This is a genomic window from Parasphingopyxis sp., from assembly GCF_052168295.1.
Taxonomy (GTDB): domain Bacteria; phylum Pseudomonadota; class Alphaproteobacteria; order Sphingomonadales; family Sphingomonadaceae; genus Parasphingopyxis.
In genome coordinates this window covers 25447-48488 of the sequence record NZ_JBQLZN010000059.1, presented here as the reverse complement: position 1 = coordinate 48488, position 23042 = coordinate 25447, and the positions used below count along the sequence as shown (strand labels likewise).

At 64.7% G+C, this 23042-nt stretch carries 24 protein-coding genes; 12 read left to right on the top strand and 12 right to left on the bottom strand.

What is annotated here, in order from left to right; translation table 11 throughout:
* Positions 1-28 precede the first annotated feature (28 nt).
* On the bottom strand, positions 29-1126 hold the full coding sequence (locus tag ACTS1Z_RS10125) for a PLP-dependent cysteine synthase family protein (protein ID WP_442624336.1): 1098 nt from the start codon (positions 1124-1126) through the stop codon (positions 29-31).
* Between the two features lie 110 nt (positions 1127-1236).
* Here ACTS1Z_RS10125 and ACTS1Z_RS10120 point away from each other — a divergent pair, with 110 nt between their 5' ends.
* Positions 1237-1698: an Lrp/AsnC family transcriptional regulator gene (locus ACTS1Z_RS10120; RefSeq protein ID WP_442624335.1), complete on the top strand. Its 462-nt coding sequence runs from the start codon at positions 1237-1239 to the stop codon at positions 1696-1698.
* A 9-nt stretch (positions 1699-1707) separates the two neighbouring features.
* Here the strand turns inward: ACTS1Z_RS10120 and ACTS1Z_RS10115 are convergent, their stop codons facing one another.
* The 6 genes from ACTS1Z_RS10115 to ACTS1Z_RS10090 form a co-directional block, all read right to left on the bottom strand.
* Positions 1708-2880 carry a CaiB/BaiF CoA transferase family protein gene (locus ACTS1Z_RS10115; RefSeq protein WP_442624334.1) on the bottom strand — a complete coding sequence of 391 codons (1173 nt, stop codon included), beginning with the start codon at positions 2878-2880 and terminating at the stop codon, positions 1708-1710.
* A complete protein-coding gene (locus ACTS1Z_RS10110; RefSeq protein ID WP_442624333.1) occupies positions 2880-3809 on the bottom strand; it encodes a hydroxymethylglutaryl-CoA lyase in 930 nt (309 codons plus the stop codon). The genes ACTS1Z_RS10115 and ACTS1Z_RS10110 overlap by 1 nt, the downstream gene beginning before the upstream one ends.
* Entirely contained in the window at positions 3806-4423 is a 618-nt protein-coding gene (leuD, locus tag ACTS1Z_RS10105) for a 3-isopropylmalate dehydratase small subunit (protein WP_442624332.1), read from the bottom strand. Before leuD ends, ACTS1Z_RS10110 begins: the two co-directional genes overlap by 4 nt.
* A gap of 135 nt (positions 4424-4558) precedes the next feature.
* Positions 4559-5938 (bottom strand): 3-isopropylmalate dehydratase large subunit, encoded by a 1380-nt coding sequence (locus ACTS1Z_RS10100; protein ID WP_442624369.1) that lies wholly within the window; start codon positions 5936-5938, stop codon positions 4559-4561.
* Positions 5935-6432: a DUF3598 domain-containing protein gene (locus ACTS1Z_RS10095; RefSeq protein ID WP_442624331.1), complete on the bottom strand. Its 498-nt coding sequence runs from the start codon at positions 6430-6432 to the stop codon at positions 5935-5937. Before ACTS1Z_RS10095 ends, ACTS1Z_RS10100 begins: the two co-directional genes overlap by 4 nt.
* Positions 6433-6435: 3 nt before the next feature.
* The gene (locus tag ACTS1Z_RS10090; RefSeq protein ID WP_442624330.1) at positions 6436-7797 is read right to left on the bottom strand and encodes an alpha/beta fold hydrolase; all 1362 of its coding nucleotides are present in this window, start codon (positions 7795-7797) and stop codon (positions 6436-6438) included.
* A 94-nt stretch (positions 7798-7891) separates the two neighbouring features.
* Between ACTS1Z_RS10090 and ACTS1Z_RS10085 the strand changes: the two genes are divergently transcribed.
* The 10 genes from ACTS1Z_RS10085 to ACTS1Z_RS10040 all read left to right on the top strand — a co-directional run bounded on the left by ACTS1Z_RS10085 (position 7892) and on the right by ACTS1Z_RS10040 (position 17483).
* The gene (locus ACTS1Z_RS10085) at positions 7892-8566 is read left to right on the top strand and encodes an isochorismatase family protein (RefSeq protein WP_442624329.1); all 675 of its coding nucleotides are present in this window, start codon (positions 7892-7894) and stop codon (positions 8564-8566) included.
* Complete coding sequence (locus ACTS1Z_RS10080; protein WP_442624328.1) at positions 8566-9456, top strand: polysaccharide deacetylase family protein; 891 nt, start codon at positions 8566-8568, stop codon at positions 9454-9456. The genes ACTS1Z_RS10085 and ACTS1Z_RS10080 overlap by 1 nt, the downstream gene beginning before the upstream one ends.
* Complete coding sequence (locus tag ACTS1Z_RS10075) at positions 9453-10376, top strand: polysaccharide deacetylase family protein (RefSeq protein WP_442624327.1); 924 nt, start codon at positions 9453-9455, stop codon at positions 10374-10376. The genes ACTS1Z_RS10080 and ACTS1Z_RS10075 overlap by 4 nt, the downstream gene beginning before the upstream one ends.
* Complete coding sequence (locus tag ACTS1Z_RS10070; RefSeq protein WP_442624326.1) at positions 10373-11797, top strand: aldehyde dehydrogenase family protein; 1425 nt, start codon at positions 10373-10375, stop codon at positions 11795-11797. Before ACTS1Z_RS10075 ends, ACTS1Z_RS10070 begins: the two co-directional genes overlap by 4 nt.
* Positions 11794-12384 (top strand): VOC family protein, encoded by a 591-nt coding sequence (locus tag ACTS1Z_RS10065; protein WP_442624325.1) that lies wholly within the window; start codon positions 11794-11796, stop codon positions 12382-12384. The genes ACTS1Z_RS10070 and ACTS1Z_RS10065 overlap by 4 nt, the downstream gene beginning before the upstream one ends.
* Entirely contained in the window at positions 12381-13622 is a 1242-nt protein-coding gene (locus ACTS1Z_RS10060; RefSeq protein ID WP_442624324.1) for a cupin domain-containing protein, read from the top strand. The genes ACTS1Z_RS10065 and ACTS1Z_RS10060 overlap by 4 nt, the downstream gene beginning before the upstream one ends.
* Positions 13619-14806, top strand: a complete 1188-nt coding sequence (locus tag ACTS1Z_RS10055) for a class I SAM-dependent methyltransferase (protein ID WP_442624323.1) — start codon at positions 13619-13621, stop codon at positions 14804-14806. The genes ACTS1Z_RS10060 and ACTS1Z_RS10055 overlap by 4 nt, the downstream gene beginning before the upstream one ends.
* Complete coding sequence (locus tag ACTS1Z_RS10050) at positions 14803-15075, top strand: hypothetical protein (protein WP_442624322.1); 273 nt, start codon at positions 14803-14805, stop codon at positions 15073-15075. The genes ACTS1Z_RS10055 and ACTS1Z_RS10050 overlap by 4 nt, the downstream gene beginning before the upstream one ends.
* A gap of 47 nt (positions 15076-15122) precedes the next feature.
* Positions 15123-15785, top strand: a complete 663-nt coding sequence (locus ACTS1Z_RS10045) for a cupin domain-containing protein (RefSeq protein ID WP_442624321.1) — start codon at positions 15123-15125, stop codon at positions 15783-15785.
* A 99-nt stretch (positions 15786-15884) separates the two neighbouring features.
* Positions 15885-17483, top strand: coding sequence for a response regulator (locus tag ACTS1Z_RS10040; RefSeq protein ID WP_442624320.1), 1599 nt, complete (start codon positions 15885-15887; stop codon positions 17481-17483).
* A 27-nt stretch (positions 17484-17510) separates the two neighbouring features.
* Here the strand turns inward: ACTS1Z_RS10040 and ACTS1Z_RS10035 are convergent, their stop codons facing one another.
* Both ACTS1Z_RS10035 and ACTS1Z_RS10030 read right to left on the bottom strand, forming a co-directional pair.
* Positions 17511-18665 carry an FAD-dependent monooxygenase gene (locus ACTS1Z_RS10035; protein ID WP_442624319.1) on the bottom strand — a complete coding sequence of 385 codons (1155 nt, stop codon included), beginning with the start codon at positions 18663-18665 and terminating at the stop codon, positions 17511-17513.
* A complete protein-coding gene (locus tag ACTS1Z_RS10030; protein WP_442624318.1) occupies positions 18662-19417 on the bottom strand; it encodes a hypothetical protein in 756 nt (251 codons plus the stop codon). Before ACTS1Z_RS10030 ends, ACTS1Z_RS10035 begins: the two co-directional genes overlap by 4 nt.
* 100 nt (positions 19418-19517) lie before the next feature.
* Here ACTS1Z_RS10030 and ACTS1Z_RS10025 point away from each other — a divergent pair, with 100 nt between their 5' ends.
* The gene (locus ACTS1Z_RS10025) at positions 19518-20210 is read left to right on the top strand and encodes a hypothetical protein (RefSeq protein WP_442624317.1); all 693 of its coding nucleotides are present in this window, start codon (positions 19518-19520) and stop codon (positions 20208-20210) included.
* Here the strand turns inward: ACTS1Z_RS10025 and ACTS1Z_RS10020 are convergent.
* The 3 genes from ACTS1Z_RS10020 to ACTS1Z_RS10010 all read right to left on the bottom strand — a co-directional run bounded on the left by ACTS1Z_RS10020 (position 20207) and on the right by ACTS1Z_RS10010 (position 23040).
* Complete coding sequence (locus ACTS1Z_RS10020) at positions 20207-20566, bottom strand: hypothetical protein (protein ID WP_442624316.1); 360 nt, start codon at positions 20564-20566, stop codon at positions 20207-20209. The two genes, ACTS1Z_RS10025 and ACTS1Z_RS10020, sit on opposite strands and share 4 nt — an antisense overlap.
* Positions 20563-21786, bottom strand: a complete 1224-nt coding sequence (locus ACTS1Z_RS10015) for a class I SAM-dependent methyltransferase (protein WP_442624315.1) — start codon at positions 21784-21786, stop codon at positions 20563-20565. Before ACTS1Z_RS10015 ends, ACTS1Z_RS10020 begins: the two co-directional genes overlap by 4 nt.
* Positions 21787-21894: 108 nt before the next feature.
* Complete coding sequence (locus tag ACTS1Z_RS10010) at positions 21895-23040, bottom strand: nitrilase-related carbon-nitrogen hydrolase (protein ID WP_442624314.1); 1146 nt, start codon at positions 23038-23040, stop codon at positions 21895-21897.
* Positions 23041-23042: the final 2 nt, after the last annotated feature.

Genomic DNA, 23042 nt, shown 5'->3' with positions numbered 1-23042 from the left:
CAACTGCAACGCCTATGTTGTCGCGATTTTACCTTTGGTTGTGGCCCAGCCGGTCGTTGTTTGGCGCTCGCGCCGGGCAGTGGATGACGTCGAGGCCGAGAAGCTCGGTATCCGGCGTCAGATAGCCGGGCTGTACGGGCTCCGTGCGCGCCAGGTCTGTCGACAGATAGCGTGCGCTATTGTCGCACAGCACCGTCGCGACCGGGCAATCGCGCCCGCGCTCCGCCACGACCTTCAGTGCCGCGACGATATTCGCGCCGCTCGAAATGCCGACACCGAGGCCGAGACGATGGGCGAGCTGCTGCGCCATCAGGATCGCATCGCCATCGGCAACGGCAATCACCGGAGCGAGCTCGTCTAGCTTTACGATATCGGGGATGAATTCGTCGGACACGCCCTGGATGCGGTGATGCCCGACCTTGTAGCCGGTCGATAGCGTCGGCGATTCCGCCGGCTCGACCGGATGGACGGCGATGTTATGGCCGTACGCCGCACAATAGCGGACCGCGCCCATCACTGTGCCGCCCGTGCCGACGCCGGCGACGAACGCGCCGGGCTCAGCGCCGGTGCTCGCCATCTGCGCGAACAGTTCGGGCATCGTGCCTTCGGCATGGGCGCGCCAGTTATCGTCATTCTCGAACTGGCGGGAAAGGAACGCGCCTTCGCGCGCGGCCATCGCTTTCGCCTGCGCGATCGCGCCGAGAAAACCGCCTTCTTCGCGCGAGACGAGCCGCAGCTCGGCACCATGGCTGGCGAGCAGCGCGCGGCGTTCGGCGCTCATCCAGTCGGGCATGAAGATCGTTACCGGATGGCCGAGCGCCCGGCCGAGCGCGGCGAGCGCGATCCCCGCATTGCCGCTCGTCGCCTCGACGATCGGCTGGCCCGGCGTAAGTTCGCCGCGCGCGATCGCAGCGGAGAGGATGCCGTGCGCCATCCGGTCCTTGATCGATCCGGTGAGGTTGAGGAATTCCGCCTTGGCGTAGACGGTCGTCCGTTCGCCGCGAAACCGCGTATGGATCGCGATCAGCGGCGTGCGGCCGACAAGATGGCCGAGCGGCGCGCAGCAAGGCGCGGGCGCGATACTTTCCGACGACTGGCGATGCGCGATAGCGGCCTGTGTGAGCACGATAGTCTCCCCTTAAGGCCGGCCAAGTTATTGGCTCAACGGCGCAAAATCATCGCCAAACTACATGGTCGATGGACATTATTCGAAAAAATATTCTATTATATATCCATATGGCAAAAAAGATTGACGAGACTGATCGCCGGATATTGGCGCTGCTGCAGACCGACGCGACGCTGTCGCTCGAGAAGATCGGCGAGCGGCTGTCGCTCTCGGTCAATAATGTCTGGCGGCGCGTGAAGCGGCTCGAGGCGGACGGCGTGATCGCGCGCCGCGTCGCGCTGATCGATCCCGAGGCGGTCGGGCTCAACGTCACCGTCTTCGTCGCGATCAAGACCAGCGACCATAGCGAGGACTGGCTCAAGGCCTTTGCGACTGCCGCGCGCGCGCTGCCCGAGGTGGTAGAGCTGTATCGCATGGCCGGCGATGTCGATTATTTCGTCAAGCTGCTCGTCCGCGATGTCGGCGATTACGACCGGGTCTATCGCAAGCTGATCGCGACCGCGCCGATGAGCGATGTCAGCGCGAGCTTCGCGATGGAGCGGATCAAATTCGATACGGCCCTGCCGCTATAACCTGCCGCTTTAGGCCGCCGCGCCTGCCTCTTTGAGCGCCGCGATTTCCTCCGCCGAATAGCCGAGGTCCGCCAGCACGTCATCGCTCTGATCGCCGGGTTCGGGCAGCGTGTCGGGCGCGCCGGTGCGCTGCCCTGCCATGTCGATGGGGAGGACGGGCAGCTGGACGGTGCGGCCATCGGTCAGGGTGACGTCCTGCAGCCCGCCGCTCGCGACGAGGTGCGGATCGTCGAACAGTTCCTCGGGTTTGCCGATCGGCGCGAAGGGCAGGCCCGTGCCGTCGAGCTTCGCGATCAGTTCGTCGCGGGTGAAACTCTTCATCAGCGCGCTGATCTCCGGCATGATCTCGTCGCGCGCCTCGACGCGGGCATTGTTCTCGCGCAGCTCCTTACGCGCCCAGAGATCGTCGAGGCCGAACAGCGCGCAGAATTTCTCCCAGAGCGCATCGGTGACGACGCCGATGAAAACGGGCTCGTCGGCGGTCTCGAACACATCGTAGATCGCCCAGGCCGATACGCGCGCGGGCATCGGCGCGGCCGCCTGACCCGTCACCGCCTTTTGCGCCATATGCTGGCCGACCAGATAGACGGTCGTCTCGAACAGCGAGGCCTGCACCTTCTGCCCGCGCCCGGTGCGGTAGCGCTGCTCGACGGCGGCGAGGATGGCGATGACGCCGAACATGCCGCCCGTAACGTCGATCACGCTCGCCCCCGCACGCAAGGGCCGCCCCGGCGGGCCGGTCATATAGGCGAGCCCGCCCATCATCTGCGCAACCTCGTCGAGCGCCGTGCGATTCTCATAGGGTCCGGGCAGAAAGCCTTTTTCCGAGCAGTAGATGAGCTTGGGGTTGGTCTCGGCCAGCGCCTCATAGCCGAGGCCGAGCTTCTCCATCGCGCCGGGCCGGTAATTCTCGATCAGGATATCGGCGCTGTCCGCCAGCTTTTTCGCCGCGACGAGGCCGTCAGGGTCCTTGAGGTTCAGGCAGATGCTCTGCTTGTGCCGGTTGTACATCGGGAAATAGCCGCCGCCCGAACCGAGCAGCCGCCGCGTCCGGTCCCCGCCGATCGGTTCGACGCGGATCACTTCGGCGCCGAGCTCGGCGAGGATCGCACCCGCGGCCGGCCCCATGACCATATGGGTGAATTCGACGACGCGCAGGCCCGAGAGAGGTTGTTCGCCCATCACGCGGCCTCTCGGAAGCCGAGCGGGAGGCCGGCATCGGGCGTGAAGCCGTAGAGCGGCTCGCCGGGCAGGGCTTCCGCGATGATCTCGCGCACCTTCAGCAGTTTTTCGAGATCGATTCCGGTTTCGTACCCCATCGCTTCGAGCATGAAGACAAGATCCTCGGTCACGATATTGCCCGATGCGCCGGGCGCGAAGGGGCAGCCTCCGAGCCCGCCCAGCGAAGCGTCGAACGTCGTGATGCCCTCTTCGAGCCCCGCCACGACATTGGCGAGCCCGAGACCGCGGGTGTTATGCAGATGCAGCGTATTGAGCTTGTCCGCGCCGACCGCCGCCTTCACCTTGCGCACGAGCCGCCGCACCTGTTCAGGGTTCGCGTACCCCGTCGTGTCGGACAACCCGACCTCGGCGACGCCCGCCTCCATCGAAGCCTCGGCGAGCCGGACGACCTGATCCTCGTCGACCGGCCCCTCTATGGTGCACCCGAACGCTGTCGACAGCCCGACCTCGAAATGCGGGCGTTTGTCCTCGGGCTGCTCGGCGACCAGTTCGGCGATCGGACGGATTTCGGCGAGCATGGCCGGATGGTCCTTGCGGACATTGTTGATGCTGTGCGTTTCTGACATCGAAAACGGTATCGACATCTTGTCGACGCCGGCGGCGATGGCGCGCTCCGCGCCTTTGAGGTTCGGGATCAGCGCCACGACCTCGAGATCGGGCAGCGTCTTGGCAAAGGCGACGAGCTCCGCCGTATCCGCCATTTGCGGCAACAGCTTGGGCGGCACGAAACTGCCGACCTCGATCTCGGACACGCCGGCCTCGGCCTCGGCCTTGATCCAGGCTTTCTTTGCGTCGAGATGCATGACGCGGTCGATGCTCTGCAGCCCGTCGCGCGGGCCGACTTCGGAAATGTGGATGTGGCCGGTCATCTGCCGTCTCCCAAATATATCCAGGGCCGGGCCTCGCGGTCGGCCTTTTGCCATATGGCGATGTCGTCCGAATTTTTCAGCGTGAGGTCGATCGCGTCGAGGCCTTCCAAGAGCATAGCCTTCGCTTCCGCACCGATATCGAACGTCCAGCTCCGCCCGTCGGGCAGCGCGATCGTCTGCGCGGGCAGATCGATGGTCACGGCCGTATCGGCCTCGGCGATCGCTGCGATATCGGCGCGCGCGAGTGCTGCGGGCAGCACGCCGTTGCGCACGCAATTGCCCGCGAAGATCGGCGCGAAGCTCTCGGCGATGATCGCGCGGATGCCATATTCGGCCAGCGCCCAGACCGCATGTTCGCGGCTCGATCCGCAGCCGAAATTGCGCCCGCCGAGCAGTATCTGCGTGCCTTCATATTTCGGGCGGTTGAGCACGAAATCGGGCCGCTGCTCGCGCCCGCCGATCTCGGTGTAGCGCTGCCCGGCGAACAGCCCGTCGGCCAGCCCCGTCTTCCCCGTGCTCTTCATCTCGCGCGAGGGGATGATTTGGTCGGTATCGATATTGTCGCGCAGCATGGGCGCGGGAAGAGAGGTGAGGGTGGTGAGGGGGTCAGGCATGTACAAGCCTTCCACCCCAAATCCGTTTGGGCTGAGCTTGTCGAAGCCCTGTCCTTCCTTTTTCGACCGTGGCAAAGGAAGAACGACCCTTCGACAGGCTCAGGGTAAGCGGGTTATTGACGAACGGCCGACGCATCACCTCACCTCCCGCGGATCGGCGATCGCGCCCGCAAGCGCACTGGCCGCGACGGTTTCCGGGCTGGCGATATGCGTCTTTACATTCGGCCCCTGCCGGCTTTCGAAATTGCGGTTGGTCGAGGAGATCACGCGGACGCCTTCGCCGAACGTTTCGCCGCCTGCGTAGAAGCACATCGAGCAGCCGCTCTCGCGCCATTCGAAACCGGCGTCGAGAAATATGCGGTGGATACCCTCGGCCTCGGCTTCGCGCTTCACATGGCTGGAGCCGGGCACGCAGATCGCCTTCACGCCTTCGGCAATGCGCTTGCCTTCGAGCAGGGCCGATGCGCGGCGCAGGTCGGAGAGGCGGCTGTTCGTGCAGCTGCCGATAAAGGCCGCGTCGATGGCGAGTCCCTTGAGCGGCTGGCCCGGTTCGAGCGCCATATAAGCGAGCGGCCGCGCCTCGGCATCGTCCGGCACATGCCCGCCAATGCCGATGCTCGCCTCGGGGCTCGTGCCCCAGCTCACCATCGGCTGGATCGCGCTGGCGTCGATGGCGATCTCCGCGTCGAACTGCGCGCCCGGATCGCTGCGCAAGGTGCGCCAATGAGTGAGCGCCGCGTCCCAGTCTTCGCCCTTCGGCGCATAGCGCCTGCCCTCCAACCAGGCGAAAGTCTTGTCGTCGGGCGCGATAAAGCCGCTCATCGCCGAAAATTCGGTCGTCATGTTGCAGAGCGTCATCCGTCCTTCCATCGACAGCGCCTCGACGGCCTCGCCGGCAAACTCCACGGCATGGCCCTTGCCGCCCGCCGCGCCGTGCGCCGCGATGAGCGCGAGGATCATGTCCTTGGGCGTCACGCCGGACGGCAGCGCACCGTCGAACGTCACGCGCATCGATTTCGGTTTTTCGAGCCTGAGCGTACCCGTTGCCATCGCATGTTCGGCTTCGGAACTGCCGATGCCCCAGGCGAGCGCGCCGAACGCGCCTTGCGTGCAGGTATGGCTGTCCGGCGCGATCAGCGTGCAGCCGGGCAGGACGATCCCGAGCTCGGGCGAGATGACATGGACGATGCCCTGATCGGGATCGGTGACGTCGAACAGCGTGATGCCGGCCGCCCTGGCCGCGGCGCGCAGCTCGGTGATGAACACCTGTCCGCCCGGCATCAGTGTCCGGTCGCCGCGCCCTGGCCTTGTGTCGACGATATGATCTGCAACGGCGAACACACGCGACGGATCGGCGACCTTGCGCCCCGCTTCGGCCAGCGCGTTAAGCGCCGCCGGCCCCGTCCGCTCGTGCAGGAATATCCGGTCGATCGCGATCAGCTGCGCGCCGGCGGGCAAATCGGCCGCGACATGGCTGTCCCACAGCGTGTCGAAGAGGGAGGTCGGTGTGCTCAGCTACCCTGCTCCATTTCCGCGTCCATAGCGCGCCAGTCCTTCGTCACGGACGTCTCCTGAATGGACGTGCGCGTTTCGAGCGCGCCGTCGCGGATCCAGTGCCATGTGCGGCAGCGATTCTGCCCATCGTCTGAAAGCTGGATCATTTCGTAGAGATAGAGCGAGGGATCGCCGGTGCGTTGCCAATAGAGCATCATCGTGCGGTTATATTCGTCGAGATCGACGGCCGAGGCCCAGCCCTTGATCAGGTCATTGTCCCACCAGACACGCCCGTCGCGATAGTCTGCGGGAAAATCGCGGATCTCGGTGCGCCCGTCCGGCCAGGTATAATGATTGGTCTGATGATAGGGGTAGGGCCCCTTATCGGGAATGCGGCAGATCAGGCGCGAGGCGTGCTCGTCGACTTTCTCGTTCGCTGCGTTGAAATAGCTGTAGGTGCCGTCCCACACGCCTTCGTGGCGGGCGAGCAATGGCATGTCTTCGCGAATTCCCATGGGTCAATTGTCCTTGTCGAGGAGGGCGAGATGATAGGGGCGGGCAGCACGGGCGCGGAGCAGGTCGCGATGCTCGGTCGCCAGCTTTTCCAGCGCCAGATCGGCCGGATCGAAGGCGCGGGCGTTGTCCGCTTTCGCTTCGTACCAGGGTTCGAAGAAATGGCGGGCGCGGACGATCTGCCAGGCGGTCGTGAGATAGGCGCCGAACCGGTCGGGCGTCAGATCGGGATAGAGACGCGCCGGATCGCCGGGCGGCGGCGCGGGGATATGGGTTTTGAGCGTGCCGAGTTCGGCAGACACGGCATCGATCAGCGCCGCCCATCCGGCCCAGTCCTTGGGTGCCTGGCTGTTCCAATCGTCAGAGAGGCCGTGGCCGGGCAGGTCGATATGGAGCGCATCGGGCGCGGCGGTGCTGTCCAGCGCCCGGCCGGGCTCGTGGAGGTGCAGGGCGTCGGACCCGCGATTGCCGCGCCAATGGATGAGGCCGTCAAAGCCGCCAGTGTCTATCGCGACAAATCCCCGGTCATCCGCTTCAGGCAAGGCGGGTTCCTCCGGATATTCTCCCGCCAACAGATGATCGAGGCTCGCATGCTGATGGTCGTCGGGTGTCGCGACCTTGCGCGCCTCCCAGCCCGAAGGCATGTCGCCCAGACGGTCGATATGCGCCTGCAGCGGATCGCCATCATAGGCGGTGATCAGGCAGGGCGGCATCTCCGCATCGGTCGGCGGGATATCGCGCGGCGCGCGCAGCACGGCACCATAGCCAGCCTGATAGGCGTTCCCCGCGTCCAGCATCTCGCGCACCACGGCATCGACCCGCGCCGGATCATCATGTGCAACGCTCAGCCGATGCGCCTCGTCCGTCGCGAACCAGGGGAAGAACCAGCTCTGTTCGAGTATCCGGTTCCACAGCCAGGTGAGGTGCTCGCCATAGTCGGCCGGATGGAAGGGCGGCAGATAGGCATCGCCGAACAGCGCCATTTCGTCCGGCGTCCATACCGCATAGCCGCCCATCGCGGCGCGGGTGAAACGCGCGGGGCTCTGTTTGAGCGCCGTCATCAGGATGATCGCGCCCGAATGAAAGCCGTACGCGGCGCAGCGGTCTATACCGAGCGCGTCGAGCAGGGCGTGCACGGCTTCCGCAAAGTCATTGATATCGGGCTCGCCGGGCAGCGGATCGGACTGGCCGAAGCCCGGCGTATCGGGCGCGATGCAAGTGAAATGCGGCGCCCATTTCTCCATCAGCGCTGCATATTCGGCCGAACTGCGCGGGCTTTGATGCACCATCAGCAGGATCGGGCCACTACCCGCCTTGCGATAATGGACGTGGCGATCGCCAAGTCGAATGTAATGCCGTGTGATCATTGGGGCATAATTTGTCCGGACAAATTTCTCTCGACAAGTCTTTTCTTTCGCGGCACGATAATCGCACGGAGGAGCGAGAGGAGAAAGGCGCCAGATGCAGGGCACAAAAATGGTCAGCGACGGGAAGACGGCGCGCGAAATCTTCGACGGCGTGATGGCCAATCCGGCGCGCAAGAAATACGGCTTCGGCGAGAAGCTCGCCATCGTAAATGTCGATATCCAGCGCGCCTATACGGACCTTGCTGCCTTCAAGACGGCCTATGAAACCGATCCCGACCAGATCGCCCATGTGAACCGGATTTCCGCGCTCGCGCGCGGCAAGGGCATGCCCGTCATATGGTCGCGCGTCGCCTATAAAGCCGATGCGGGCGATGCTGGCGTCTGGGGCACGCGGACCGATACCGAGGATTCGCTGCAAAACATCAAATATGATTCCGAGCGGCACGAATTCGATCCGCGCTGCGAGATCGACCCCGACGACATGACCTTCACCAAGCGCATGCCGAGCGCTTTCTTCGAGACGCCGCTCGCCAGCTATCTGGTCTGGCACAAGGTCGATACGGTGGTGGTGACGGGCGGTTCCACTTCGGGCTGCGTGCGCGCGACGGCGGTCGATTCGCTATCGCACGGTTACCGCACGATCGTCCCGATCGAGACCTGCGCGGACAAGCATGAGAGCTATCACTTTGCGAACCTTACCGACCTCCAGCTAAAATATGCCGATGTCGAACCGGTCCAGGCGGTGATAGACTGGCTGGAGGCGCGTTAGTGCGGGAAGGCGAAGCGGACCCCGAATTGTACGATTTCAAGGCGTGGCGCGGTCGGCCGAAGCTCGCATGGCCGGACGGCAAGACCTGCGCCGTCTGGGTGGCGCCGAACCTTGAGTTTTACGAGCTCGATCCGCCGACCAATCCGCACCGCAAGAGCTGGCCCAAGCCGCATCCCGATGTGGTCGGCTACAGCCATCGCGATCATGCCAACCGCGTGTCGCACTGGCGGATGGCGGATGCGATGTCGAAACACGGCTTTCCGGGATCGGTGAGCCTGTCGGTCGCGCTCTGCGATCATATCCCGGAAGTCGTCGAGGATGCGAATGCGCGCGGCTGGGAGTTTTTCAGTCACGGCATCTACAACACGCGCTACAGCTACGGGATGGACGAGGCGCAGGAACGCGCGATCATCGAGGATTCGATTGCGACCGTGAAACGCGCGACGGGGCAGACGATCCGCGGCTGGCTCGCCCCGGCGCTGACGCACACGCCGCGCACGCTGGACCTGATCGCCGAATATGGCCTCGATTACACCTGCGACCTCTATCATGACGACCAGCCGACCGATGTGAAGGTGGTGTCTGGCAAGCTGACCGCGATCCCCTACAGCCTTGAGGTGAACGATCACTACGGCTTCTTCATCTACAATATGAGCCCACGGGAATATGCCGATACGCTGATCCGGCAGTTCGAGCGGCTGGCGCGGGAGGGAGAAGAGTCCGGCACGGTGATGTGCATCCCGCTCCACAGTTACCTGATCGGTCAGCCGCACCGGATCGGGCCGTTCGAGGAGGTGCTGAAGCATATCGCGGCGGACGGTCGCGCCTGGATCGCCAAGGCCGGGGAGATCGTCAATAGCTATCGCGAGCAGACGGGAGATGCGTCATGAGCCTCGATCCCGCCTATCTCGACTATCCGAAGCGCCAGCGCGGCATGGATCACGAGCATTACCCGTACAGCCGCTTCGATACGCGGCTGCCCGTGCAATGGCCCGGTGGCAAGAGCGTTGCGATCTGGCCGGTGATCAGCCTCGAATGGTTCCCGATTACGCCGAGCGACGAACCCCTCCGCGCGCCCGGCCATATGCAGACCGCCTATCCCGATTACCGCCACTATACCGCACGGGAATATGGGACGCGCGTAGGTCTCTACCGGCTGCTCGACGCGTTCGAGGGAATCGGCGCGAAGATATCGGTCGCAACCAACAGCGCCATCGCCAAGCGCTATCCCGAAATCGTCGAAGCGGTCGTCGGCGCTGGGCATGAGATCATCGCGCACTCAACCGATATGAACGGCACCATCGCCAGCGGATTGCCCGAGGAAGACGAACGCGCGCTGATCGCGCAGTCGCTCGATACGCTGGAACAGGTGTCCGGGACCCGGCCGCGCGGCTGGCTATCCATCGCCCGCTCGCAGAGCTTCAACACCGCTAGGCTGCTCGCCGAAGCGGGCCTCGACTATATGTGCGACTGGGTGAATGATGAGCTGCCCTACCGCTTCGCGACCGAAGCCGGCGATATCGTCAATATCCCGCTCAACCACGAGCTGTCGGATCGCCAGATCGTCAACGTCCAGCAGCAATCGGCGGACAGCTATGTCCAGCAGATGCAGGACGCTTATGGCTGGCTGGCTGGCGAAGCCGCAAATCATGGCGGCCGCATGCTGCCGATGCATCTGACGCCCTATATCATGGGGCTCCCGTACCGCATGGATGCGTTCGAAGGCCTGCTCCGCTGGCTGGCAGACCAGCCGGGCGCATGGTTTGCGCGCGGCGACGCCATTCTCGATAGCTGGAGCGCGCAACAGTGAAAATCCGCAATCCCCGGACCGGCGAATATGATTACGAAATCAGCCCGGCTGATGCCGACGCAGTCGCCGATGTCGCGCGATCGCTGCGCGCCGCGCAGCCGCAATGGGCGGCACGGCCGCCGGAGGAACGCGCGGATATCCTCCGCCGCTGGGCCGATGCGGTCGAGGCGCATCGCCAGCCCCTGTTCGAGGCGCTGCGCACGGACACGGGCCGGGCGCTGATCTCCGCCGTCGAGGTCGACGGGCTGTCGGCGACGATCCGGCGCTGGGCCGATATCGCGCCTGGCCTGATCGCCGCGCACAGCAACGCCGACGTCCAGCTCGCCCATCCGACCGTGACCAATTCGACCCGGCTCGTGCCATACCAGTTGTTCGGCGCGATATCGCCGTGGAACTTCCCCATTATCCTGTCGACGATAGACGCGATTCCGGCTCTTGCCGCCGGGTGCGCGGCGCTGATCAAGCCATCCGAAGTCACGCCGCGCTTTATCGCGCCGCTGCGCGATACCATCGCCCAGGTCCCGGAGCTGGAATCGGTACTGGCGCTGATCGAGGGGGATGCGGAGACGGGCCAAGCGCTCGTCGCCAATGTCGATTATATCTGTTTCACCGGTTCGGTGGCGACCGGGCGCAAGGTGGCCGAAGCCGCGGCGCGCGCCTTCATCCCGGCCAACCTCGAACTGGGCGGCAAGGATCCGATGCTGATCCTGGCGAGCGCCGATCCCGAACGCGCGGCCAGGACGGCGCTGCGCGCGAGCGTCGTCGCCACCGGCCAAGCCTGTCAGTCGATCGAGCGGATATATGTCGCGCGTGATATCTATCAGCCCTTTCTCGATGCGCTGGTGCGTGAGGCCGAGGCCGTGTCGCTCAACTATCCGGATATCGGCAGCGGCGAGATCGGCCCCTTCATCTTCGCACCCCAGGCCGACAAGGTCGCGCAGCACATCGATGCGGCGCGCGAGGCGGGCGCGCGCATATTGACGGGCGGCACGGTAGAGACGCTGGGCGGCGGCAAATATCTGCGGCCGACCGTTATCGCGGACGCCACCGCCGATATGGCCGTCGTGCGCGAAGAGACATTCGGGCCGGTGCTGCCGGTCATTCCCTTCGATACGGTCGATGAGGCAGTCGCGGCCGCCAATGACAGCGATTATGGCCTGTCGGCGGCGGTCGTCGCCGGCACTGCGGAGGAAGCCGAGGCGGTCGGTATCCGGCTGGAGGCCGGGGCGATCTCGATCAACGACGGGTCGATGACTTCGATGGTCTGGGACGCGGAAAATGAGAGTTTTAAACTGTCCGGCATGGGCCCCTCGCGGATGGGTGATAGCGGTTTGTTGCGCTTCTTCCGCAAACAGGCGCTGATCCGCCAGAATGCCGAACCGGCGACCATCGCCGGCTTCTCGGAGGAGAATCTAGGATGAAAAAGCTCGCACTATTGGCCCTGATGGCCTGCGCGCCTGGCATGGCCAGCGCCGGGCAAAGCGAGAGCGACGACCAGACCGCCTCGCCCGGCGTTGCTGCCCCAGATGAGCGATCACCGACCGATTTCCGGCGCAGCACGCTGATCGTGCGCGATATCGATGCGTCGCTCGCCCTCTATCGCGACGTGCTCGGCTTCTCGGTCAATTACGATACCGAGGTGACGACGTCGGGCGTCGCGCTCCCAGCCGGCGAACCGGGCGCGCGGGCGCGCTTGGTTTTGGCGAACGCCAACGACCCATGGATCGGCTGGATCGGCTTCATGCAGTGGCTCGAGCCCGCGCTGCCCGATCCCGGTCCCTATCCGACCCGGCTCGGCATCGGCGATCATGTGATGATCATGAACACCGACGATGCCGAGGCGCGCTGCGCCGCCGCCGCGGAAGTTCCGGGCGTCACCATGACCGCGCCCGCGCGGATGCAGGAATATCCGGGCCGCGATGGCGCGCCGCCGATCCGCGTCATCGGCTGCAACATTTTCGATCCGGACGGCAATCTGATCGAAATCAACCAGTTGCTGCGCGAATGAGCGCCACGCTGCTTCTTGCGGCGATGCTGCAGGGAACGGCCACTGCCCCGGCCACGCCCTGCGCCGACCCCGTCTATATGGTCGTGGCCGGCCCGACCCATGATCGTGCGCGGATGATGGCTTATGGGCAGGCGATCGCGGACTCGCAGATCTACGACCGGCTCGGCGGCTATTACATCAACGCCCCGCGCGCCGTGGCGACGTTCGAGGGCGATGCGCCGCCCGGCTATGCGACGCTGATTGTGCGCTTTCCCTGCCTCGCCAATGCGGAGGCCTTCTGGAACAGCGATGTCTATCAGAATGAAATCCTGCCGCTCCGCCAGAATCCGAGCGCCGGCGATTATTTCGTGACCGTCTATCCGGAGATACCGCTGCGGCCCGAGATGGTCGGCAAGGTCGGAGAAGCCGACTATCTGGTGCGGTTCGAGGGCAGCGAAATTCCCGAACGGCTTGGTTATGCCGACCCGCCGGGCTTGGTGCTCGGAGTCGATGCGAACGCGGCGGACCTGGCCGCACCGTCAGACGGTTGGCCCGAGGCGCGGCTGTTGCGGCGCGATGCGGTGACGGGCGAAGCGTGGCGGCTCTCGGCGGACCGGGCGTCCGATTTCGATGGCGGCGCGGCACCGGCGCTGACCGAAATCTACGTTCTGCGCGGATCGATGCGGTTCGCGCGCGTCGCGCTGGGGCCCGGCGATTATGCGCGGCTCGGCGCGGGCTATGACATGGGCGAGGTCCGGCTCGGTACGGACAGCGATATCCTGCTCTTCCGCTATCCCGAAAGCGCGCCAGCCAGCCCACAGCCCGAACCGCTGATCGTGCGGGAAGCCGAAACCGAATGGACGGCGGGCACGGTCGCGCGCGATGCGGGCGCCGAAGCGCCGCTGATGATCCGGCGGCTCTACACCGATGCCGAAACCGGCGCGCGGACGCATCTGGTGCGGCTCGCGGCGGGCGTGTCCGTGCCCTGGGAAATCCATTCGACGGCCGAGGAAGGTTATCTGCTCGACGGCGATTATCGCCTCGCCGAATGCCTGCCGAGCGGTCGGCGCGATTACGACTATGCGCCCGGCGGCTATTTCTATCGGCCCGCGGGCGTTATGCATAGCGGGCCGCAATCGACTACAACGACCGGCGCGACGTGGCTGATCCGGACGCCGCGCACGCTCGACGCGCTATTCTATCCGGCGTGCCCGAGCGCGCCCGCAGCCCCGGAGAATGAGGAGGAGGAAACCCCATGACCCCGACCCTGCAACATGCGATGAAGCCCGAACTGACGGTGGAAGAGGCCGCGCGCGGCCGCTTCGTCTCGGGCATCCGCAGCCTGATCCTCAACGATCTCGCCGCCGATATGCGCGCCGGCTACGAAAAACGCGCCGCGCCAGCCTTCCGCCGCGACCATGGCCGCGCGCCCGAAACCAGCCGCGAGGCGCATCTGGCGCTCCGCGGCGATCCGGCGTTCAACATCTACAGCGCGATGCGCGTGCAGGCGCAGAAGATGGTCTGGGCGAGCGTCGCGGATATCGTCGAACGCGATCTCGAACGGATGGAGGCCGAAGCGGCCAAGGTCGCCGATGCGCCGGGTTCGCTGACCCTCGATCCGTCGCTCGACGTGCCGCGCAATGTCGATGCGATCGACGTCCATCTGATGCCCGGTTCCTATACGCGCGGTGCCGAAACGCTCGAAGCGGGCGCGGTCTACGATCAGGGGCTAGCGGTCTTCTCGATGGGGCTGATGGGGGCCAATCTCGACGATATCGGCCTCTCCATGGCGCGCTATATCAAGGGCAAATATCCGGATTTCAAACCGCGCGACATTCTCGATACGGGCTGCACGATCGGCCACAATACGCTGCCCTGGAAACAGGCCTATCCGGATGCGCGGGTCGAGGCGATCGACGCCGCGCCGGGCGGGCTGCGCTATGCTTCGGCGCGCGCGAAGATGCAGGGGCAGGAGGTGCATTTCCGGCAGATGTCGGCCGATGCGCTCGATTATCCCGACGAAAGCTTCGATCTCGTCTGGTCGTCCATGTTCCTCCATGAGCTCTCGAAAAAAACGCGCGCCAAGGCGTTCGCAGAGGCCTATCGCGTGCTCCGGCCCGGCGGACTGATGTTGCACATGGAATTGCCGCCCAACGACCAGATGGACGCGTTTGACGGCTTCTATCTCGACTGGGATAGCTATTATAATTCCGAGCCATTCTACAAAGGGTATCGCGACGAAAGCCCGCCGGAACTCTGTGTCCGCGCCGGGTTTGCAGAGGACGACTATATCCAGTTCGTCGTGCCGAGCATCGGCATCTATGGCGAGCAGGCGGTCGCGGATACGATTGCGGCGGAAGAGGGCGAGGCCGTGGGGCAGGAAACGACGGGGCGGCTGGCCGAGGGCGTGATGTGGTTCGGTTTCGGCGCCTGGAAATCATGAGCGGCGACCACAAGACCGAAGGCCCGCCGATCAAGCCCGAGGATGCGCCGGACAGCATTTACGGGCCGGACGGGCAGCCCCGCTTCTTCGCTGAGCCCGGCATGGACCGGTTCGTCGCAGTCGTGATGAATCTCGCCCAAGAGATCTGGGTGCAGGAGGAGCGGCTGATGGCGCTCGAGGGCGAGGACGCCGATGCCGAAACGCGCGATGCGAAGCTCAAGGCCTTTATCGACCGGGTGTTCCAGCCTATCCGCGAACCTGACGCCTGAGGCGGGTCTGTAACCGTCACGGGCAAACGCGCGAAGGACGGTGCAGCATGCGCATCAACGCCGATTTCTCGAAACCCGCTATCGTCCGCCCCGGCGATGTCGACTGGACCGCATCGCCGATGCCCGGCGTCGAGCGCAAGATGCTTGACAGGATCGGCGAGGAAGTGGCGCGGGCGACGTCGATCGTCCGCTATGCGCCGGGCTCGCATTTCTCCGAGCACGCGCATGGCGGCGGCGAAGAGTTTTTCGTGCTGGAGGGTGTTTTCTCCGACGAAACCGGTGACTTTCCCGCCGGCACCTATGTCCGCAATCCGATCGGGACGCGCCATACGCCGCACAGCGATCCGGGCTGCACGATCTTTGTGAAGCTGCACCAGTTCGACGCGGACGATACCGAGCAGTTCGCCGTGCAAACCCGGACCGCGGAATTTCGGCCCGGGCCCGTGGAGGGCTCGACTGTCCTCCCGCTGCATCGTTTCGGATCGGAGTCGGTCGCGCTCGTGCGCTATGCGCCGGGTACGCGCGCAACCCCGGACCGGCGCCGGGGCGGCGAGGAGATTCTCGTGCTCGAAGGCGTGCTGCAGGACGAACGCGGCAGCTATCCTGCCGGTACATGGCTGCGCTACCCGCATCTCTGGGACGGCAGGGATCATTTTTCCGAGAAGGGCTGCCTCCTCTACGTGAAGAGCGGACATCTGCCGACCGGATAGAATCTCCATTTCGCACCCTGTTCTGGAGTACTGGGTGGCTATCGCTGCCGCGCAGGGCTACGCCGAACGACAGTTCGTCGTTTGTGTGGGGGCACGAGTATGAATTACGGCAGCTTTTTCTACGATTACACGCCGCATGGCTATTGCATCATGTGGCAGCCGGGGCTGGTCTGGACGCATGTGATATCCGATGCGCTGATCGCGCTCGCCTATTTTTCGATCCCGATCGCGATCCTCTATTTCATCCGCAAGCGGCCCGATATCCGGTTCGGCTGGATCGCGGCGCTGTTTGCGGCCTTCATCCTTGCCTGCGGGCTCACGCACGTAATGGGTATCTGGACGCTGTGGAACGGCGATTACGGCATTCAGGCGCTGATGAAGGCGTTCACCGCGCTGGTGTCGGTCGCAACCGCCATCGCGCTCTGGCCGCTCATCCCCAAGGCGCTTGCCGTGCCGTCGACGGCGCAATTGCAGCGTACCAATGAGGAGCTTTCGGCACTGGTCGCGGAACGCGACGCGGCGCTCGTCCGCTTGCAAAGCGAGATCGAGGAACGCACCAAGGCCGAAGAGGCGCTGCTGCAGGCGCAGAAGATCGAATCGATCGGCCGGCTCACCGGCGGCATCGCGCATGATTTCAACAATCTGCTGCAGGCCGCGTCCGGCAATATCGAGCTGATCCGCACGCGCAGCGACGCCGACGATCGCGTATCGCGCTGGATCGGCAATGCGGGCGCGGCGATCGAGCGCGGCAAGCGGCTGACCTCGCAGCTCCTGTCTTTCTCGCGGACGCAGAAGATCGAGCTCGAACCGCTCGAGGCCAGCGAGGTGGTCGAGGAAGTGGGCGAGATGATCCGGCGAACGATCGGGCCGCAGATCGATCTCACGGTTCGAACGTCACCGAAAAAAGTGGACGTGCTCGCCGACCGGACGCAGCTCGAAATGGCGATCCTCAATCTTGCGATCAACGCGCGCGATGCGATGCCGGACGGTGGCAAGCTGGAAGTCGCCGTGCGGTCGACGAATTTGCCGGTTTCCGAAAACGATCTCCCCGCCGGCGACTATGTCGATATCGTGGTGTCCGATACGGGCGGCGGTATCGATCCGGAGGTCCTGCCCAAAATCTTCGAGCCTTTCTTCACGACCAAGGAAATCGGGCAGGGTACGGGGCTCGGCCTTTCCATGGTGTTCGGTATGGCCAAACAGTCCGGCGGCATCGCCTTCGTCGAATCGACCGGAGCGGACGGCACGACGATCACGATCCGGCTCCGCCAGGCGCACCGGGACGACAGCCAGGCCGATGCCGGCGCGGAAAGTGGCGCCAGTGCCACCAGGCTGCCGAAGCTCGATGTGCTGCTGGTCGACGATGAAGACGATGTCCGCGGCACCGTTGCCGATATGCTCGAACATCTGGGGTGCCGGGTCAGGGCCGTCGCGGACGGCGAGGCTGCGGTCACTGAGATGCTGAGCGGCCGGTTCGATCTGGCGTTGCTCGATTTCGCCATGCCGGACCGGTCCGGTGCGCGCGTCGCGGCGATGCTGCGCGTCATCCGGCCCGATCTGCCGATCCTGTTCATCAGCGGTTATGCGGATACCGAAGCGCTCGAACAGGCGGCCGGCGGCGATTATCGGCTGCTCCACAAACCGTTCAGCGACCATGAGCTTGCCGCCGCGATCCGCGCGGTGATCGCGGAAGGGTAGCGCAGCCGGCCAGAAGCGCTCCAGACGTCAGATCGGGGCGGTCACCGGATCGAACTCCATCATCTCGCGATCATTCATCGGCGCGCTTGCGGGTTCGAATGTGTCGGGATCGATCGCCTGCGTCACCTGGCCCTGCCGGATCGACATCTGGTGGAGCAGCTCGGTGCGCGGTTTGCGCGCCGCCTCATGGCGGGCCAGCGCGGCCGCCGGATCGGTTTCTTCAGCGAACGCCCGGGCCAGCACATAGCCGTCCTCGATGGCCATGGCCGCGCCCATGCCGAGAAAGGGCAGCATGGCATGGGCCGCATCGCCAAGCAGCGTCACCCGGCCCTGCGCCCATTGCGGCAGCGGTGCGCGATCGTACAGCCCCCATTTGATGATGGATTGCGCCCGGTCGATCAGGCCCATGACATCCGGGTGCCAGCCATCGAACGCCGCGCGCAATTCGTCCGTCGATGCCGGTATCGACCAGCCTTCGGCGATCGCCTCCTGCGTTTCCGCGAGGCCCGCGCAGTTCACGATCTCGCCGCCGCACATGGTGTAGCGGTTGAAGGTCCGCTGCGGGCCGATGAAAATCGCGCTGCGGCCCAGCCCCATGAAGGGCGCAGCTTCGGCCCGGGGCACGAGGAAGCGATAGGCGACATGATCGGTAAAGCGCGGCGTATCGCCGGGCCATAGCTGGGCGCGCACCGCCGAACGCACGCCGTCTGCGCCGATCAGCACATCGCCATATGCCGTCTCGCCACCGGCAAAATGCGCGGTCACGCCATCGCCATGATCCTCGAAGCCGGTCAGCCGCCGGTCCGTCAGGATCTTCGCGCCAAGGGCTTGGGCAGCGGCGATCAACACGGTTTGCAGATCGGCCCGATATATGTGCCGGACGATATTGGCCGCGCCATCGTCGGGCAGGCCGTCTCCCTCGTCGCGCGCGCCCATCAGCAGCCGGGCCGTGCGATAGTGGAGAAAGGGCAGGGTGCCCGCGGGGCAGGCCCGGGCGGCGACGTCAGCCTGGGTGCCGAGCGCCCGGAACACATGCTGTGCGCCGATACCCAGCGTCAGCCCGGCGCCCGTTTCTTCGAGCCGCGCCGCCGCTTCATGGACTTCTACCGTGAAGCCCCGTTGGCGCAGGGCTATGGCGGCCGTCAGGCCGCCCAGCCCTCCACCGACGATCAGTATTTTCAAGAGCCGGCCTGCGGCGCGGCGTCGCCCGGCCCGAAGCGTTCGAGTTCGACGAGCTCGTAGCGGTTCATCATATAGCCGTCGATGCTGCCCTTCACGACGATGGAATCCTCGTCGGCCGTTACCCACATGTCATAGGCGGGATGCTCGGTGCCGCCCATGCCCTCTTCGTCGACGAAGCGGAAATGGCGGCAGGCGAAGGTGCCGGCGGCGACCGTCATTTCTTCCTCGCCGACATATTCGAGGCCGATATTGACCTCCGCGATCATCGGCGGCGTTGCGCCGCGATGATCGGGCGAGGGCAGAAACACGCGCACATTGCGGCGGTGCGGGTCCTTCGACAGGTCCATGCATTTCGTCAGATAGCCGTCGCCGACGATCGGGTGCGTGCCGAAGCCGTCGAGCGCGCCGTTCATCGGCATTTCCTGCGACAGCCGCCCGATGGACGGGCCATGGCTTTCGCAGATGACCGTTTGGGCATCGTGATCGGCATGCATCCAGCCCGTGCCCAGATAGTCGTCGCCCAGCGTCAGATGCACGTGCAGGTCGAGCGGTTCCCCGTCGGCGCCGAGCCGGTAGACGATATCGCGCAGCACGGTCGGGTCCGGTTCCTCGATCTCACAGCGCGCGCGCATGATCGTCGATCCGTCGCCATGATGGGTGAAGGCGAACCATTCGCGGCCGCGTTCCCGGCCTTCCCATTCGGGCTTTACCGAGGTGTAGCTGATTTTTCCGCTGACGGTGCGATGCTGCATGGCACTCCCCTGTTTTGCGCGTTTGCGACCATGCCTGCGCATTTAAAGCTTGCCAAGTGAAATTTGTCCGGACAAATTATGCGCGAACTGGGAGGGGTCGATGGAATTTCTGACAGCCAATGAGCTGAGCATCCTGCGCTGGGTGCATATCCTGGCGATGGTCTATTGGCTGGGCGGCGAATGGGGCGTCTTCCAGACCAGCTATCACGTCACCAATCCGGCGCTGTCGCTCGAGGAGCGGCGGCGGCATATGGAGACGGCCTATCGGATCGATATCCTCGCGCGCACCGGCATCGTGCTGCTCCTCCCGCTCGGCCTCCATATGGGCAAGCTCTACGGCTTCGTGCCGATCCTGGAGGGCGCAGGCGTCTGGTGGATGTGGCTCTTCTTCGCGGTCTGGCTGGCCATGACCTGGACGGCTTTCATCAAGCGCGAGACCGATATCGGGATCAAGGTGACGCGGGCCGAGGAATTGCTGCGCTATCCGTTGATCGCCGTGCTGTTCCTGGTCGCCTTCATGGCCTGGGGCGGCACCGGCCCTGTCGAGACCGGGCCGGGCAATTTATGGTATCCGGCGAAGATCGGGCTCTATGCCTTCGCGCTGTGCATCGGCCTGTTCCTCAGGCTCGTGATGCGGCGCTGGACGGTGCGGTTCCGCAAGCTCGCCGAAGGGCCGGATGCAGCAGAAGAGGCCGCGCTGGCACGCGAAATCGGCCAGGCGCGAATCTCGGCCTATATTTACTGGATCACGATCGCGAGCGTCTGCTTCCTCGGCGCGGTTAAGCCCTTCTAGCTCGTCTGCAGATCTTCGACGACATCCTGGATCGGCGGTTCGAACTCTTCGAGCGCCTGTAGCGCCTGATGCGGGCCGCGCATCACGCGCGCGATATATTCGCGGATCAGCTCGCCGCGCTCCTGCCCGGCCTCGCGGTCTGGCTCATAGGCTTCGATGTCCGCGCGGCTGATCGTGCCCTTGGCCTCCAGCAGCCGTTCGACCGTGTCGAGCCGCTCGCGCAGTACGGATACCTCGCCGATCACGGCCATCAGCATCGAGAGCATTTTCTCTTCCTCGGGATCGCCGAGAAAGTCGGGGCGCTTGCCCTTGGCCTTGAGATTGGCCCGCGTCATCCAGTCAATTTCTTCGGTCATTCCGCGGCCTCCTGAATGGCTTCGGCATTCTTCCATGCGCCATAGGCGTTCCACACCGCAGCGCGGCCATGGTCTTCGGATTCGCCGGTCGGCGCCGCGGGGAAGATATCGGTATCGACGACGGCGCGGACGCCGACAGTGAACAGTTCGTCTCGCGCGAAGCCCGCCTTCACCATCTCCTCCTTGAGGTCGAGCGCGTGCATCGCCGACCAGAAGGGCTCGTTATTGTTGAACGCGTCCCAGTCGCGGATGAACTGCTCGTAGAGCGGCATTTCGTCCGAATATTGCGGCTGCTCGACATGCAGCATCAGCCCGTCATCGGCGAGCACGCGATAGCCTTCGGCGATGATCTTGGGCAACGCCTTGCCGGAGAGTTCGTGCAGGAACATCGTCGTCTGCACCCAGTCGAAATATCCGTCCTCCCAGCGCGAGAGATCTTCGGCATTGGCCTGGACGAAGCGGATATTCGTCGCACCGAGTGCCTGAGCGCGGGCATGGCCGTAGCGTAGCGACGGCGCGGCGGTATCGATCGCGATCACCTCGGTATCGGGGAATGCAAGGGCCAACGGCACCGCGTTATGGCCGATCGTGCAGCCGATATCGAGGATGCGCTTGGGCGCCCAGCCCGGCCGTTCCTTGGCGATCCATTCGACCAGCGCCTGCCCGCCGCCATCGTTGAGCGCGCCGAGCGCGCCGCCCGTCGTTGCGAACAGGCCGCAATCGTAATTGGCGCCGGCCGAGACATCGCCGGGCCGTTCTTCGCCATGATAGCTGCCCGGCATGCAGTGAATATCGACCGCGGCCTGATAGCGCGGCACCGCGACCGATGGATCGAGCTCCAGCGTATCCTTGCCGGCGTTGAGCGCTTCGGCCTTGGCGTCCAACGCGTCGAGCTGGCGCAGCACCATCGCGCGGCCGTTCTGCTGGCGCATCTCCATCGAATTGCGCTTGAGCGCCGACCAGAAGCTGTGGAACGGATCGGCATTCATCGCATGGCGGATTTCGAACCGGTCCTTGGGCTCGCGGCCATGCTCCTTGACGAAAGCGGGCAGGACGCGCTTGTCATAGGCGAGCTTGTTGCCCGGGCCGAGCGTGCCGGCGAGAAACTTGTTGAGGTTTGCGAGAAAATCGAACCGCGCCGCCTCGTCATGGCGGGGTTCGGGAAACATCTCATGCCGCGAAACGGCGGTATAGGGCGGGGCGACGTCGATCTTGCTCATCCATTCTCTCCGAGATTGTCCGCGATACTATAATTAGTCCGGACAAATTTCCAGACCATGATCTGGATCAAAAAGCCGCGTGCAGAACCGATATCGGCGCAATGCCGCCTATATCAATCCTTCGCGCACCATGCGTTCGATCACCTCTTCCTGCGTCCGGCGGAAATAGTCGCGATCGGGGACGCGTGGCATATCGCCGTCCATCATGCCGTTGGCGGCGTGAATCTGCGTGTCCGCATAGACCGGCGCGAACAGTTCAAGCCGCTGGCGCGCGAGGAAGTTCGTCATGCTCGGCGTGCGGCGACCTTCGCGCAGCCCATCGATATCGACGGTCGCAAAGGCGGTGAAGGTTTCGCCGCTGTTCGATTCGGCGACGACGCGGCCCTTCCAGTCGATAACCTGCGAATTGCCGTCGGCCGAGGCGAGCGGCAGCGCCGCGCCCTCGATCCCCGCCGTGTTCGCCGACACGACATAGGCCATATTTTCGAACGCGCGCGCCTGCTTTGCCACGTCCTTGGGCGTATCGAGCGGCGATCCGATCTCGGACGAGCTGTGCACGAACACTTCCGCGCCGCGCAGCGCATGGGCGCGGGCGATTTCGGGATAGAGGATTTCCTCCGACGCGATCGCCGCCAGATTGCCGATCTCGGTCCGCGCCACCGGGAACACGCCGTCGATGCCATAGATATCGAGATAGCGCGACCAGACATCGTGCGGCGTCGGCGCGAACATGGAATTCAACCGGCGGTAGCGCAGCACGACCTCGCCCGATGGCGCGATCACGAAGCTGGTCTGGAAATAGAAATCGGGAAAATTGCTGTCGGCCTCATAGGCGTTGCCCGCGAGAAACAGGTTCGCCCGCTCCGCCACGCCGCCTAGCGCCTCATATTCGGGCCCGTCGATTTCGAGCGCCGCCTTGTCCGCGAAATCGGGGATCGAGATGCGCCCCGGATAGCTGGTCAGCAGATACTCCGGCAGCACGGCGAGGCGCACCGGATGGCCGCCATACTGTTCGATGAAGACACTGGCCGAGCGCAATTTCGTCTCGACCTCGCCGATCATCGCCATCATCTGCGCGCGGGCGGCGGCCCGGTCGGGCGTCGCCTCTATGGAACGGGCGGCGAGCTGCAGCGCAAGCGCCGAATAGAGCGGGGTTTCAGGCATTGCGTCTTCCTGCGCCATCAGGGCGGCATTGGGCAAGGGCAGCATGCTCGCGAGCATCGCTGCCATGATCTGCCGCCGGTCCATATACATGA

Excerpts from the sequence above, each read along its gene's own strand:
- ACTS1Z_RS10025 (WP_442624317.1), top strand. The coding sequence starts at position 19,518 with ATGGAATTTCTGACAGCCAATGAGCTGAGCATCCTGCGCTGGGTGCAT.
- ACTS1Z_RS10090 (WP_442624330.1), bottom strand. The coding sequence starts at position 7,797 with ATGATCACACGGCATTACATTCGACTTGGCGATCGCCACGTCCATTAT.
- leuD (WP_442624332.1), bottom strand. The coding sequence starts at position 4,423 with ATGCCTGACCCCCTCACCACCCTCACCTCTCTTCCCGCGCCCATGCTG.
- ACTS1Z_RS10010 (WP_442624314.1), bottom strand. The coding sequence starts at position 23,040 with ATGTATATGGACCGGCGGCAGATCATGGCAGCGATGCTCGCGAGCATG.
- ACTS1Z_RS10055 (WP_442624323.1), top strand. The coding sequence starts at position 13,619 with ATGACCCCGACCCTGCAACATGCGATGAAGCCCGAACTGACGGTGGAA.
- ACTS1Z_RS10045 (WP_442624321.1), top strand. The coding sequence starts at position 15,123 with ATGCGCATCAACGCCGATTTCTCGAAACCCGCTATCGTCCGCCCCGGC.
- ACTS1Z_RS10060 (WP_442624324.1), top strand. The coding sequence starts at position 12,381 with ATGAGCGCCACGCTGCTTCTTGCGGCGATGCTGCAGGGAACGGCCACT.
- ACTS1Z_RS10120 (WP_442624335.1), top strand. The coding sequence starts at position 1,237 with ATGGCAAAAAAGATTGACGAGACTGATCGCCGGATATTGGCGCTGCTG.
- ACTS1Z_RS10050 (WP_442624322.1), top strand. The coding sequence starts at position 14,803 with ATGAGCGGCGACCACAAGACCGAAGGCCCGCCGATCAAGCCCGAGGAT.
- ACTS1Z_RS10065 (WP_442624325.1), top strand. The coding sequence starts at position 11,794 with ATGAAAAAGCTCGCACTATTGGCCCTGATGGCCTGCGCGCCTGGCATG.
- ACTS1Z_RS10085 (WP_442624329.1), top strand. The coding sequence starts at position 7,892 with ATGCAGGGCACAAAAATGGTCAGCGACGGGAAGACGGCGCGCGAAATC.
- ACTS1Z_RS10110 (WP_442624333.1), bottom strand. The coding sequence starts at position 3,809 with ATGACCGGCCACATCCACATTTCCGAAGTCGGCCCGCGCGACGGGCTG.
- ACTS1Z_RS10020 (WP_442624316.1), bottom strand. The coding sequence starts at position 20,566 with ATGACCGAAGAAATTGACTGGATGACGCGGGCCAATCTCAAGGCCAAG.
- ACTS1Z_RS10040 (WP_442624320.1), top strand. The coding sequence starts at position 15,885 with ATGAATTACGGCAGCTTTTTCTACGATTACACGCCGCATGGCTATTGC.
- ACTS1Z_RS10030 (WP_442624318.1), bottom strand. The coding sequence starts at position 19,417 with ATGCAGCATCGCACCGTCAGCGGAAAAATCAGCTACACCTCGGTAAAG.
- ACTS1Z_RS10075 (WP_442624327.1), top strand. The coding sequence starts at position 9,453 with ATGAGCCTCGATCCCGCCTATCTCGACTATCCGAAGCGCCAGCGCGGC.
- ACTS1Z_RS10015 (WP_442624315.1), bottom strand. The coding sequence starts at position 21,786 with ATGAGCAAGATCGACGTCGCCCCGCCCTATACCGCCGTTTCGCGGCAT.
- ACTS1Z_RS10115 (WP_442624334.1), bottom strand. The coding sequence starts at position 2,880 with ATGGGCGAACAACCTCTCTCGGGCCTGCGCGTCGTCGAATTCACCCAT.
- ACTS1Z_RS10095 (WP_442624331.1), bottom strand. The coding sequence starts at position 6,432 with ATGGGAATTCGCGAAGACATGCCATTGCTCGCCCGCCACGAAGGCGTG.